The sequence below is a fragment of the Sorangium sp. So ce426 genome (assembly GCF_051475585.1).
GTDB classification, from domain to species: domain Bacteria; phylum Myxococcota_A; class Polyangia; order Polyangiales; family Polyangiaceae; genus Sorangium; species Sorangium cellulosum_B.
Window position 1 is genome coordinate 7,672,828 of the sequence record NZ_CP150341.1, and the last position, 12,650, is coordinate 7,685,477.

General features: G+C 71.6%; 11 protein-coding genes. 7 read left to right on the plus strand and 4 right to left on the minus strand.

Going from position 1 to position 12,650, the window contains the following annotated elements; translation table 11 throughout:
- Positions 1–231 precede the first annotated feature (231 nt).
- The 5 genes from WMF44_RS28445 to WMF44_RS28465 all read left to right on the plus strand — a co-directional run bounded on the left by WMF44_RS28445 (position 232) and on the right by WMF44_RS28465 (position 5,616).
- Positions 232–726: a DUF1801 domain-containing protein gene (locus tag WMF44_RS28445; RefSeq protein WP_437293184.1), complete on the plus strand. Its 495-nt coding sequence runs from the start codon at positions 232–234 to the stop codon at positions 724–726.
- Positions 727–1,436: 710 nt separating this feature from the next.
- Positions 1,437–2,123, plus strand: coding sequence for a translation initiation factor IF-2 (locus tag WMF44_RS28450; RefSeq protein WP_437293185.1), 687 nt, complete (start codon positions 1,437–1,439; stop codon positions 2,121–2,123).
- A gap of 484 nt (positions 2,124–2,607) precedes the next feature.
- Positions 2,608–3,876 carry a hypothetical protein gene (locus tag WMF44_RS28455; RefSeq protein ID WP_437293186.1) on the plus strand — a complete coding sequence of 423 codons (1,269 nt, stop codon included), beginning with the start codon at positions 2,608–2,610 and terminating at the stop codon, positions 3,874–3,876.
- 476 nt (positions 3,877–4,352) lie between these two features.
- Positions 4,353–5,132, plus strand: a complete 780-nt coding sequence (locus WMF44_RS28460; protein ID WP_437293187.1) for a sensor histidine kinase — start codon at positions 4,353–4,355, stop codon at positions 5,130–5,132.
- 25 nt (positions 5,133–5,157) lie between these two features.
- The gene (locus WMF44_RS28465; RefSeq protein ID WP_437293188.1) at positions 5,158–5,616 is read left to right on the plus strand and encodes a tellurite resistance TerB family protein; all 459 of its coding nucleotides are present in this window, start codon (positions 5,158–5,160) and stop codon (positions 5,614–5,616) included.
- 85 nt (positions 5,617–5,701) lie between these two features.
- On the opposite strand, the gene WMF44_RS28470 is transcribed toward WMF44_RS28465, so the two are convergent.
- The 3 genes from WMF44_RS28470 to WMF44_RS28480 form a co-directional block, all read right to left on the minus strand.
- Positions 5,702–6,763 (minus strand): NFACT RNA binding domain-containing protein, encoded by a 1,062-nt coding sequence (locus tag WMF44_RS28470; RefSeq protein ID WP_437293189.1) that lies wholly within the window; start codon positions 6,761–6,763, stop codon positions 5,702–5,704.
- Between the two features lie 657 nt (positions 6,764–7,420).
- Positions 7,421–8,362, minus strand: a complete 942-nt coding sequence (locus WMF44_RS28475) for a hypothetical protein (RefSeq protein ID WP_437293190.1) — start codon at positions 8,360–8,362, stop codon at positions 7,421–7,423.
- Between the two features lie 161 nt (positions 8,363–8,523).
- Positions 8,524–9,318 carry a hypothetical protein gene (locus tag WMF44_RS28480; RefSeq protein ID WP_437293191.1) on the minus strand — a complete coding sequence of 265 codons (795 nt, stop codon included), beginning with the start codon at positions 9,316–9,318 and terminating at the stop codon, positions 8,524–8,526.
- A 159-nt stretch (positions 9,319–9,477) separates the two neighbouring features.
- Between WMF44_RS28480 and WMF44_RS28485 the strand changes: the two genes are divergently transcribed.
- On the plus strand, positions 9,478–10,221 hold the full coding sequence (locus tag WMF44_RS28485; protein WP_437293192.1) for a formylglycine-generating enzyme family protein: 744 nt from the start codon (positions 9,478–9,480) through the stop codon (positions 10,219–10,221).
- A gap of 503 nt (positions 10,222–10,724) precedes the next feature.
- Positions 10,725–11,909 carry an expansin EXLX1 family cellulose-binding protein gene (locus tag WMF44_RS28490; protein ID WP_437293193.1) on the plus strand — a complete coding sequence of 395 codons (1,185 nt, stop codon included), beginning with the start codon at positions 10,725–10,727 and terminating at the stop codon, positions 11,907–11,909.
- A 52-nt stretch (positions 11,910–11,961) separates the two neighbouring features.
- Here WMF44_RS28490 and WMF44_RS28495 read toward each other — a convergent pair whose 3' ends face one another.
- Positions 11,962–12,600, minus strand: coding sequence for a hypothetical protein (locus tag WMF44_RS28495; protein WP_437293194.1), 639 nt, complete (start codon positions 12,598–12,600; stop codon positions 11,962–11,964).
- Positions 12,601–12,650: the final 50 nt, after the last annotated feature.

Below are 12,650 nucleotides of genomic sequence, written 5' to 3' on the forward strand. Positions count from 1 at the left end.
CGCTGTGTGGACGGCAGGAGGCCGCCCGTGGGCGAGCGGCGGGCGACGTCCTCGGCCCCTGCGCATACGTGAAAGCCGGGCGTGCAAAGGTCGGCGGCGCCGCACCTGGACCTCACCGCCTTGACATCCCCGCGTCGGTTCGGCTTTTCTCACCCTGAGCGCGTCGGGTCACGCGAGATCCCCTGAAAGGGCGCTGGAGCTCGGGCCGTCGAGTCAGGCGCACAACACATCATGAAGCGCATAACCGAGAAGCCGAGCAAGCCGCGCGCGAAGGCGCAGAAGGCGTCGCCCGAGAGGCGCGAGCCTCGGGAGGCCCCCGGAGCGCCCGCCGCGCCCGCTGGCGTGCAGGAGAGCCCGGCCGTCGTTGCGTTCCTGCGCGAGCTGGATCATCCGCGGAAAGAGGCGATCGTGGCCCTCCGGCAGGTCATCCTGGGCGTCAGCCCGGCGATCCGCGAGGAGATCAAGTGGAACGCGCCGAGCTTCCGGACAACCGAGCATTTCGCCACGTTCAACTTGCGCGCAAAGGACCGCGTCCGGCTCGTCCTTCACCTCGGAGCCAAGGTGAAGGACACAGCGGCGAAGGGGCTCGAGATCGCGGACCCGGCTGGCTTGCTGGAGTGGCTCGCCAAGGATCGCTGCCTCGTGACGTTCAGCGACGGAGAGGACGTCCAGGCAAAGCAGGCGGCGCTGGAGTCCGTGCTACGCGCGTGGCTCCGATGGATCTGACCCCTGCGCTGGTAGCGGGCGAACGGGGCCAAGCGTATCCGTCCGCGACGGTGCAACGCGAGAGCATCCTGGATGACCGGCGAGCGGCCTCGGACGCCGCTATTGACCCTGCGGCGGTGCGCAAACCAGGGTGGCTCGCGACAGATCGTCGACAATGCTGCTTGCGTTCGACGATTTGTCTACCATAACGCAGCACGAGCCGCGTGCCGCACCTCGAATCCCATGAATCAACACGGCGCAATGATTGCCATCACCACACCGTGACACGTGCTCGCCGCCTCGCGCTCGGCCTCGGATTCATCATGGTCATCGCGGTGATCGCGTGGGCCCCAGGTATCGTGAGCACCCCCACCCCGCAGCGGCCGCGACCGCCGGTGGTCCGAGCTGGCGCCTCCGCACCCGAGCCACCCTCCCCTCCCGCGCTGCAGCCCACCGCCATCTCCGTCCCGAGCCGGCCGGCGCCTGGCAAGCCTCCCGCCGAGCCGATACCGCCGCGGGCGTCGGCGCGCAGTCCGGAAGATCGAGCCCCCCAGGAGCCCCCGTCTGCCCCCATCGATGAGGAGCCGATCGAGCGTCCGATCCACGATGCCCCCACGACGCCAGCCGCCGCGCCGCGCCACGCGCGCCGGCGGGAGCAGTCCGCGTTCCGGCGGAGGTTACAGCCCGGGCTGTGCACGGACCCGAGCGAGGCAGCCGGCGCGCAAGAGACGTTGATCTCCCACTTCCGCCACGAGACGTGGGGAGATGCAGGGCGCCTGTACGTCGACCCCAGGCTGCCGGACGACGCACTCCTGCCCCTCCTCGATCACCTCGAGCATGCAGAACGGGAGGTGTTCTACGGGCTGGAGCTCAAAGCCGAGCGCCCTGACGTCTTCGCGTACCTTGATACGGACCTGCTCACGGCGGCTGCCTGCACCAACCGCGGCGTGGTCGCCTTTTACGACGGCGCGCTGCACGTGGTCACGACGCGCGCGGACACTCGGACCAGCGTCGTGCACGAGTACACGCATCACGTGCTGATGAGCCATGGCATGCTGGGGCCGGCCTGGGCGCAGGAGGGCATTGCCATGGTTATCGCGCGAGAGACATGGTGGCTCGACCCGGCCAGGCTCGAGCAGGTGAGGGACGCTCCGATGCCCCTGCAGGTGATGGAGCAGGCGGTCCCCTACACGCTCCGCACGGACGATGCCCTGATGTTCTATGTGCAAGCGGCCAGCATGGTCCGCTGCTTCGTTCGCGGCGACGGCGCCAGGTTGCGGCGGCTCATGGATGCGATGGGCACGGGTGAAGAAGCGGCGCTCGGCGGCTCATCCGACGAGCTCGCGCAGCTCCTCGAGCCCTCCACCTGGGAGTCCTGCATCGACTATCTGATGCGGGACATGGCCCCGCTGCGCTAGAACACCGATTCAGCTTAGAAACCCGAGAAATGAGACGCTAAGGCGCCAGACGACGCCAGAAGACGCCAGAAGACGCCAGAAGACGCCAAGAAAACAATAAATCTTGGCGTCTCTTGGCGTCTCTTGGCGTCTCCTGGCGTCTCCTGGCGTCTCCTGGCGTCTCCTGGCGTCTCAACTTCTCGCTGTTTGCGTGCGGCTTCAACCCGTTTGTCGCTCTAGCCCCTCGTCGCCCTGGCGTTACACAGCCGAGTAAACTCGTTCGATCTGCTGGTTCTTGACATCACCCACAGGGGACGAGCCCCTGAGCCGGCTAGAAAACCCAACAGATCGAACGAGTCCACTCGGCCGTGCAATATTCCACCACGCTGGCGCTCGCGCGGAGGATCTCGACTGTCGGCCGTTGTGACGCGGCGAGCTCGAGTGTTATCGTTGCTCGGTGCCGGCGACCGGTTGGCGAGAGCTCAATGCCGAGGGGAAGAGGACGATGAACCTCCGGGCTCACGCGACCGTCGTCGCGATGGCATGGCTGGCCGCGTGCGGCAGCGGGTCGAGCGAGCCGCCTCTGCCAGCGCCGTCGGGCGGAGCAGGCGGTACGTCGGCTTCCGGCGCCTCGCCCGCGGCAGGAGGATCGAGCGGGAGCGCAGCACAAGCAGGCGGCGCGGGAATGGGCGGCGGCGCTGCGGCTGTCGCGGGCTCGACCGGCGTGGCGGGCAGCCCGAACGCCGGCGGCGCCGCCGGAGCTGCCGACAGCGCCGGCGCCGGCGGTGCGAGCGCGGGGGCGGGCGGCGCCGGCGCGTGCCCGGCGGGCTCGACGCAGCTGTCGCCGTGGCCTGGCAAGGCCGAGGTACACACGCTCGACAGCGAGGACGCGTTCGAGAGCGATCTGAGCGGGCTGACCTACGAGGCGCCCGGCGTGCTGTGGGCGACCGACAACCTCTCCGCCAGGCTGTTTCGGTTGTTGAAGAGCGGAGCGAGCTACGCGCCGGACACGTCCAATGGCTGGGCCTCCGGCAAACGGCTACGTTACCCGAACAGCAGGGGCACCCCCGACGCGGAGGGAGTGACGCTCGCCGCCACGAGCGCCGCGGGCGTCTACGTGTGCGCCGAGCGCGACACGGACGATCCGTCCGTGAGCCGGCTGTCCGTGCTGCGCTACGACGTGACGGCCGCCGGAGCGACGCTGACCGCGACGCACGAGTGGAACCTCACAGCGCTCTTGCCCGAGGTCAACGCGAACGCAGGTTTGGAAGCGGTCACCTGGGCAGCTGACAGCTTGCTCACGGCGCGCCACTTCTTCGACGAGAGCAAGGCCCGAGCTTACGTCCCGAGCGACTACGGCGAGCACGGCGGCGGCCTGTTTCTGGTGGGCGTGGAAGAGACCGGCAAGGTGTACGCTCTCGCGCTGAATCACGACAGCGGCGCGGCCACCTTGGTGGCCAGCATCTCGACGCCGCTCGAGGGTGTGATGGGGCTCGAGCTCGACCGTGACACCGGGAGCTTGTGGGCTCACTGCGATGACACGTGCGACAACCAATCCGCCGTGTTCGGTATCGACGGCGCGCTCGGGCGCTTCGTGCTGGAGCGGCGTTTCAGGCCCCCCAGCGGGCTGCCGGACTCCAACAACGAAGGCATCGCGCTCGCGCCGGACGCGGAGTGCAGCGGCGGCGTCAAGCCGTTCTTCTGGACCGACGACGCCGACGACGACGGCTTTTCGGTGCGCGAAGGCTCGGTCGCTTGCGGTTGCCTCCAGTGACGGAAGGCCGCGTGGTGGAGCGGCAGCGCCTCGGGCGCCGGAACGAACACCACCCCTGAGCCCCTGTCGAGCTCATCACTCATGACGTCGAGATCGGGAATCACCGGGGCTCCCGTGCCGCTGCTCTCCCTGAGCTCGGCAAGGCCGAACGACGCCTCGCGCGACGCCGACGACCGCCTGTGCCCCGACTGGGCCCGACAGGCGCGCACATGATACCCCGGCAGGGTGCGCCGACATCACGCGCGTCGCTGCGGCGGCGCCGCGCCGGCCCCGGACAACCAGCGCCGCGGCCTCATGGCCCTCACAGGCCGCGAACCGCGTCGGAGCCCCGCCCGCGGATTGGGCCTTGCGACCGGCGCACGGAATGCTGTACCACGGAGACCGCAGTGCGTTTTCGTGGGGGGTCGCACTGGCGCGACCCGCTCCTGGTCTATCTTGGACACGCGGCGATGTCGCGCGCCCGCTGACGAGCCCTCATGACCTCACCTGCCCAGGATCGCGCCACGGCCCGCCCGGCATCCCGCCGCAAGCTGCTCCTGAACCCGCGATTCCAGCTCAAATACACCGGGCTCCTGGTCTCGGTGGTGCTCGCCGTCATGGTGGCGCTCGGACTCGTCATCTGGCAGACCGCGAGCGTCGCGAACGAACAGGCGCGCTACGCGGCGACCCAGGCGGAGCTCGCGCTCAAAGAGGCGGCGAACAGCGCCAAGATCCTCAAGATGAGCACCGCCGCCCTGGGCGGCGACGGCGCTGACCTCGGCAGCACCCTCGACGAGGAGCTCGAGAAGACGAACCGCGAGTACGAGCGCAACCTGGCGGAGGTCGCCAGGCGGCGCGCCGACGTCGAGGCGCTGCAAGGTCGCCTCCTCGGCATCCTCGTCGGCGGCGGCGCGTTCCTCCTCGCCGTCCTCGGCGTGCTCGGGATCTTCATCACCCAGCGCATCGTGGGGCCGGTCCACCAGCTGAAGCGCCTCTGCCGCCAGGTCGGCACGACGCGGCTCACCATCGGAGAGGGGCTGCGAAAGGGCGATGAGCTCGGCGACCTGTTCGACACGTTCGTGCAGATGACGTACTCGCTCAAGGCGCTCCAGACAGGCAGGCTCGCGACGCTCGACGCGACCATCGAGCGGGCCGAGGCGGAGTCGGCATCGGCCGAGGTGCTCGCGCGGCTGCGCGCGCTCCGGGCGCAGCTCTGCCTCGGCCTCAGCGAATCCGAGGCGGTGCGGCGCCGCGGGCCGAAAGGTGGTCAGTCATGAGGCGAATCGCCGGGGCGGTGGGGACATGAAGCCTCCCGAGTTGGTCCAGCAGGCGGCCGGGTTGCTCCGCGCCCGCTTCGATCTCAACGAGTACAACCCGACCCCGATCGTCGACCTCGGCGCGCTCGTGGCGAACGCCGACGGCACCGTCGACGCCGAGGAGATCGACGCCCTGCGCCAGCTCATCGAGCCGATGCTCGGCGCCCAGCTCGACGTCGAGCTCGTCCGCTACCTCATCGAGGCGAGCCTGAAGGTGATCGCCGCGGCGGGCGTCGAGCCGCGGGTGCGCCTGCTCGCGGAGATCCTCATGGACTGCGACGCGGTGGAGGAGGGCATCATCATCGCGCTGGCGGTCGCCCACGCGAGCGAGGGGATCTCCGACGCGGAGCGCGCGGTCATCGAGTCGCTCGCCCGCGCGGCCGAGCTCCCCGCGCGCCGGCTCGATCAGCTGAACGAGCAGGTCCGGGCGGCGTTCGCGACCTGACGGCGGCCCCCGCCAGCGGCGCGGGCTCCGCCGGGGGGCGAAGCGCTGCGCCGCCGGACGTGGCCCCCGCCGGCCGCGCGCGGCGTCAGCCCTCTTCCTTGGTCGCGAGCAGCCGCGAGAGGCGGCCTTCCTCGATGCGGACGGCGATGACCTTCTCCCGGTCGAAGACCACCGCGCCCGGGGCCGCGCCGCGCGGCTTGCGCACGTAGCGGCGCTGGACGTAGCTCACCTCGCACACCGCCTCGCCGCGCGCGTCGCTGAAATGCGCCGCCAGGGTCGCGGCGTCCACCAGCACGTCCGCGGGGCAGCTCGCCCCCTTCGCGAGCGGCACGACGACGTGCGAGCCCGTGACGCCCTTCGCGTGAAGCCAGAGGTCGTGCGGCCGCGCGTGCTTCGTCGTCAGCGCGTCGTTGTCCTCGGCGCCCCGGCCGACGAGGATCGCCGCGCCGGACGCGCTGCGGTAGGCGTGGAACGGCCGCCGCGGCGCGGGCCGCCCGGCCCCGAGGGCGCGGGCGCCGGACTTCCCGGGCTCACCGGCGAGCTCCGCGCGCGACACGCCGAGGGAGCGGGCGCGCTGCGCGAGCGGCTCGAGCGACTCGGGCCGCGCCTCCGCCGCGGCGACGTCCGCCTCGAGCGCGGCGATCGCCGAGAGGGCGCGCTCGGTCTCGGCGAGGCGCGCGCGCATCACCGCCTCGCCGCGCTGGTAGCGCCGCGCCTTGGCGAAGAAGGCCTCGGCCTGCGCCTTGGCGGGGCGCGACGGGTCGAGCGCGACCTCGATCTTGCCGCCGGTCTCCCAGTCGTCGAGGAGCGCCTTCGCGGCGCCCCGCGGCACACGGGCGCCCTGCGCGAGCAGGAGCTGCCCCGTCTTCTGCAGGCGCGCGACGCTGCCCAGCCGCCCGAGATCGCCGCGCACCGCCTCGGCCCTGCGCTCGAGCGCCGCGCGCCGCGCCTTCACGGCGCGCGCGAGCGCCGCCTTCTCCTGCCCGGCGGCGGCGTCGTCGCTCGCCTCGACGAGCGCCGCGCCGGCGGCCAGCGGATCCGCCGGGTAAGCGACCGCCGCCTGCGGGGCGCCCCCCTGAGGCGGCCAGCGGAGGATCAGGTGGCCGGCGGCGTCGAGCAGCCGCGCCTCGCCGCGGCGTCCCGGCATGAGCTCCAGCCGCGCTCCCGGGGACGACCCCAACCTGGGTGGGGGCGCCGCCGGCCCCGCCGGCCCCAACCCGGGTTCGGGAACCGCCGCCGACCCCAACCCGGGTTCGGGCGCGGCCAACCCCAACCTGGGTGCGCCCTCAACTGCCGCCGGCCCCAACCCGGGTTCGGGCGCGGCCAACCCCAACCTGGGTGCGCCCTCTGCACCTCCTCGGTCATTTTCCACCATGACCGCCGGCCCCAACCCGGGTTCGGGTTCGGCCAACCCCAACCTGGGTGCGCCACCTTCACTCTTTCGGTCATTTTCCACCGTGACCGCATCATCATCCCCCGCGACGATCACGATGCCGTCGCCCCGCACCTCGATCGCCAGCACGCGGCGGCCGACCAGGTGCGCCCTCATGGCGGCGACGAGCGGGTGCGACGCGCCGGCGCGGAGCCGGGGCAACCTCGGCAGGATCCCTACCCCTGAAACGCGCGGCCCGATGCCGGCGCCGAGCACGCGCCGCGTCCCGCCGTAGACGGCGAGCGCGACGAGCCCCGTCGCCGGGTTCGCGTGCGCCGCGTCGATCCGCGCCCCCACGCAGCGCGCGAGCGCCTCGGCGAGCGCCCCACCCTGCGCCGCGCCCTCCGTGTGGTCGTTCACCGCTCGTGCCCCTCAGCGCAACGCTTCGAAGTACGGCCCGCAGCAGCGAAGCCCGAGCTCGCAGGTCTCGCCGCGGTCCTCGCACGAGGCCACCTCTTCACCGTTGACGAAGCAGGAGCAGAGGGTCCTGCCGACGCGCTGGGGGCGGCACTCGGCCGCGACGACGACGCCCCGGCACGCTCCCTTGCAACTGCAGGCCCCGCCGGGATCGCCGGCGCACGTGATCTCCGCGCAACCGCCGCCGTTCGCGCACACGTTGTACTCGTCCAGGAACCTCTGGCACCGGGGCCCGATGAGGTTGCAGTCGAGCCTGCCGTTCATCAGACAGTCGAAGTACGGGATGAGCAGATCGTTGCACCGGGGCGCCTGGTCCAGCTCCGTCTCACACATCGTCCCGCAGCCGCCCGGCTCCAACGCCCCGCACGCCTCCTCGTAGCGCTCGCAGAAGCGGACGCACGCCGACCAGGCCTCGCCGCCGCCCGCCCCGGTGGAGGCGCTCGCTGTCCCCGACGTGGCCATCCAGGTCGCGCTGGAGCTGACCGCGCTGGAGCCGTTCCCGCCGGTGCCACCCGCGCCGGTGCCGACCGCGCTGGTGCCGCCCCCGCCGACGGTCACCCCGGTGGAGCCGCCCACGCCGGAGCCGCCCACGCCGGAGCCGCCCACGCTGGAGCCGCCCACGCCGGAGCCGCCCACGCCGGAGCCGCCCACGCTGGTGCCGCCCACGCCGGAGCCGCCCACGCTGGAGCCGCCCACGCTGGTGCCGCCCACGCCGACGCTGACCGCGCTTGCGACGACCATACCCGTGCTGATCGCGCTGGAGCCGAGCGCGCCCGTGCTGCTCGCGCTGGAGCTCGTCACCCCGGCGCCTCCTGATCCGTCGGGCATCCCATCGACGACGACGTTGCCACCACACGCGCTCCCCCACGCCAGGGCGGCGAGCGCAGCGGTACGCATCCCGAGCATCGTCATTCCCATGAGCCGCAAGAGTACCCCAGGAGCGCGCCCGGGCGCGAGCGCAGCGTCGACCCGCGCCCCCACGCAGCGCGCGATCGTCACGGCGAGCGCTGCGCCGCGCTCCCCGGCTGGCCCTCCACGGCGAACGCCGCGGGCTCCCCTCAGCGAAACTCGTCGAAGAACGGCTCGCAACAGCCATGGGCGAGGTCGCACGCCGGGCCGAGATCCTCGCACCTGGCCAGCTCGTCGCCGTTGACGAAACAGGAGCAGACGATCCCGTTGCGCATGTCGGGGCGGCACTCGACCGCGAACTCGGCGTTCGGGCACGAGCCCTTGCAGGAGCAGGCCCGGTTGCGATCGGCGAAGCACTCGAGCGGCGCGCAGCCGCCGCCGGCCCGGCACGCGTCGTACTCGGCCAGGAACGGCCGGCACCGTTCCAGGACGAAGTCGCAGTCGATGCTGCCGTTCGTCGCGCAGTCGAAGAACAGCGCGAGCGGCTCGTTGCACTGGGGCACCTCGTTCACATACCCCTTACAGAAGCCCTCGCACTGCTGCCCCGGCTCCGCCTGCTCGCAGGCCCTTGTATAGGTATCGCAGAACTTCATGCACGCCGACCAGGCATCGCCGCCGCCGGCCCCGGTCGAGGCGCTCCCTGTCCCCGACGTGGCCATCCAGGTCGCGCTGGAGCCGCCCACGCCGACGGTCACCGAGGTGGAACCGCCCACGCCGACGGTCACCGAGGTGGAACCGCCCACGCCGACGCTGACAGCGCTGACCGCGCCCGTGCTGATCGCGCTGGAGCCGAACGCGCCCGTGCTGATCGCGCTGGAGCCCGTCGCCCCGGCGCCTCCTGACCCGTCCGGCATCCCGTCGACCACCACGTTGCCACCGCAGGCGCTTCCCCACGCCAGGGCGGCGAGCGCAGCGGCGCGCATCCTGAGCAGCGCCATTCGCATAGACCGCGAGAGTACCCCAGGTGGGCGCCCGAGCGCGAGCGCGGCACGGGCGCGACGGCCGCGGGGCGCGACGGCCGCGGGGCGCGACGGCCGCGGATCGAGGCGAGGCGCCGCGCGGCCCCTCGTCCGCCGCGCGGCTTTGCGATAGAGACCCGCCGCGTGCTCCTCGACCTCCTGCTCGCCCCGCTGCTCGCCCAGGCCGACGCGCCGCCCCGGCCCGGACCCGCGGCGTCCTGCCCGTCCGACATGGTGCTCGTCGAGGGCACCCACGCCGAGAACGTGCAGCGGATCTGCACGAGCTACCGCGGCGGCCACTGCTTCGGCTTCTTCCCCGGCCTGTTCGCCGCCGAGCCGCGCTTCACGCCGGTGCGCACGTGCATGGACCGCCACGAGTGGCCGAACCGGGCCGGCGCGCTGCCGGTCGTGATGCTCCGCTTCATCGAGGCCGAGCGGGAGTGCGCCGCCGTCGGCAAGCGCCTCTGCACCGAGTTCGAGTGGGAGCTCGCCTGCGAGGGGCCGTCCGCGCTCCCCTTCCCCTACGGCTACGCGCACGATCCGGCCGCCTGCAACGTCAGCAAGCCGTACCGAGGGATCAGCGAGCGGCGGCTCGCGTCCGCCGACCCGGCGGTGCGGGCCGCCGAGACGCAGCGGCTCTGGCAGGGGGAGCCGTCGGGCTCGTATCCAGCGTGCGTGAGCCCGTACGGCGTGGTCGACCTGGTCGGCAACGTCGAAGAGTGGGTGTCGACCTCGCGACCCGAGTGGCCACACCGCTCGTCGCTGAAGGGCGGCTACTGGTCCAAGCCGTGGGCGGGGTGCCGGGGGACCAACGACTCGCATGGACCGATGTTCCGGTTCTACGAGATCGGGTTTCGCTGCTGCAAGGATCCGCAGCCAGGGCCGTAGCACCGCGTCCCCCGAGGGCGAACCGGCGAGAGAGTCGGTTGCCCGAGCGCACGGAGCGGAGGAGACCGGATGGCAGTCACGCCGAGCGAAGCCCCGCGTCGCGGAGCGAACGCGGCCCCCCCCGACGCATGCACACTTGCCGTCTTGGTGGCACCGTGGGAGCCCATGGCGCCTGATGTGGACAATCGACGCCAGCGCAGGCTGTTGTGATCGAGGTGAAATGTTCGACGGATCCGCGGGTGCTCTCCGGCCGCGGACGAACATTTCAGAGTTATTGTCTGTCAAAACGATCTGACTGACCATCAGGCGATGGTCAGATGGCCAATCCGTGTCTATTACATCGTCCGGCGCGCCCTCTCGGCGCCCCGATGACTTGGAGAATCAGGATGCGATTGGGAGCTTGTCGTTCCGCTGTTGCGATATCTTTCTTTGGCCTGGTCGCCGCCGCGTGCACCGTCGCGACAGGGGGCGAGGAGGAGGCGGACGCGCTGTACGGGGCTGTGGTGACGACCGACGGGCTCACGCCCGCAGCGCTGACGATGCCGTCGGACTGGGGGAGCGGCTACTGCGCCAGCGTGATCGTCGCGAACGATGGAACCGCCCCGGTGACGTCGTGGACCGTCGTGATCAACCTCAATCAGGCCGCCGTGAGCAGTTTGTGGAACGCGGTGTCGAGCCAGAGCGGCTCGACCCTGACGGTGAGTCCGCGCTCCGGCAGCCCCGCCATCCCGGTCGGAAGCTCTGTCAGCTTCGGGTTCTGCGCGAACGCGACCGGAAGCAACTACCGGCCGACGCTGGTGTCGGTGACCAAGACGGGAGGGGGTTCGAGCAGCTCGAGCAGCTCCAGTTCGAGCAGCTCGAGCAGCTCCAGTTCGAGCAGCTCGAGCAGCACCGGCAGCGCCGGCGGCGCTGGCGGCGCCGGCGGGGCAGGAGGAAGCGGCGGCAGCGGAGGATCCACGGGCGCCGACGGAAGCAGCGATACCTGCTCGATACCGCTGCCGAGCTACACGAGCGGCAACGGCTCTGCGACCTGGTACTCCCTCGACCAGGGCACCGCCCAGGTGAACTGCAGCTTGCCCATCCAGCAGCGCAATCCGGACACCATCGGCCACGTCGCGACCGGCGGAGGGCGGTATTTCGCCGCGCTGAACACCGCGGACTACAACACCGCGGCCGCGTGCGGCGCCTGCGTCGAGGTGAGCCGCGACGATGGGCGCAAGGTCGTGGCGACGGTCGTCGATCAATGCCCGACGGCGAGCAACCCCAAATGCAAGGCCGGGCACATCGATCTGAGCAAGGAGGCCTTTGCGCAGATCGGCGCGCTCGACGAGGGGTATCTGGGGACCGGCAACGGCGGAGTCAGGGGCGAGATCTCGTGGAAATACGTCCCGTGCCCCGTCGAGGAGAACGTATCCATCGTGTTGAAGGAGCCGGGCAACGCCTGGTGGAACGAGCTCCGCGTGCAGGGCCATCGCACCCCGGTGCGCAAGCTCGAGGTGTACGTCGGCGGGCGCTGGACGGAGGCCACGCGGCAGCCGTACAACTACTGGCGCGTCGGCAGCGGCAACATGGGGCAAGGGCCCTGGCGTGTCCGTGTGACCGACGTCCTCGGCAAGACGATCGAGACCACGATCAACACCACCACCGCCGAGCAACTCACCTCGTCGCAGTTCCCGGTTTGCCAGTGATCGGCGTGCGCCGGCAGGCGCTGTCGCATCGACGATCTTGACGCGGCAGAGCTCAGCGGGAGGGAGCGCCTGCGCAGATCCAGTCGTTGATCGTCTTGATATCGGCCTCGGGCAGCGGCGCGCTCGGCGGCATCCTGCTCTCGTCAGGGTCGCACAGGCCGACATCCTTCAGCTTGTTCATGACATAGCTGCTGCTCGGCTTGAACGGCACGACGAGCGCCTGCTCGCGGGAGCAGGACGCGCTGTCCTGCTCGACGAGCCTGCCGACGGCCGCGCTCGCGCGGAGGTCGAGCCCGCCGGACGGCGCGCCGGCGTTGCCGTGGCAGTACTGGTTCGCGCAGCTCCTCGTCAGGATGGGCTCCACGTCGGCGAACGCCGCGGTGTCCGCGCCGCAGGCGGGATCGCCCGGGGGCGCGCCGCCGCCCTCTCCCCCCGCGCCGGCCGCACCGCCGCCGCCCTCACCCCCTGTGCCGGCCGGCGCGCCGCCGCCGCCCTCTCCCCCTGTGCCGGCCGCGCCGCCGCCCCCCTCGCCAGCGCCGCCGCCGCCCTGGCTTGAGCCGCCGCCGCTGCTGGCCTGGCTGGAGCCGCCGCCGCTGCCGGTCGTGCTGGAGGCGGCACCGCCGCCAGTGCCCGTGGACCCGTCATCGGAGCAAGCCGCCGCCGAGAGCCCGAGCGCCAGGCAAAGGACCAATCGAAGCGAATCGTTGTGATAAAGCAAGGTACCTCTTCATGATGGTGCTG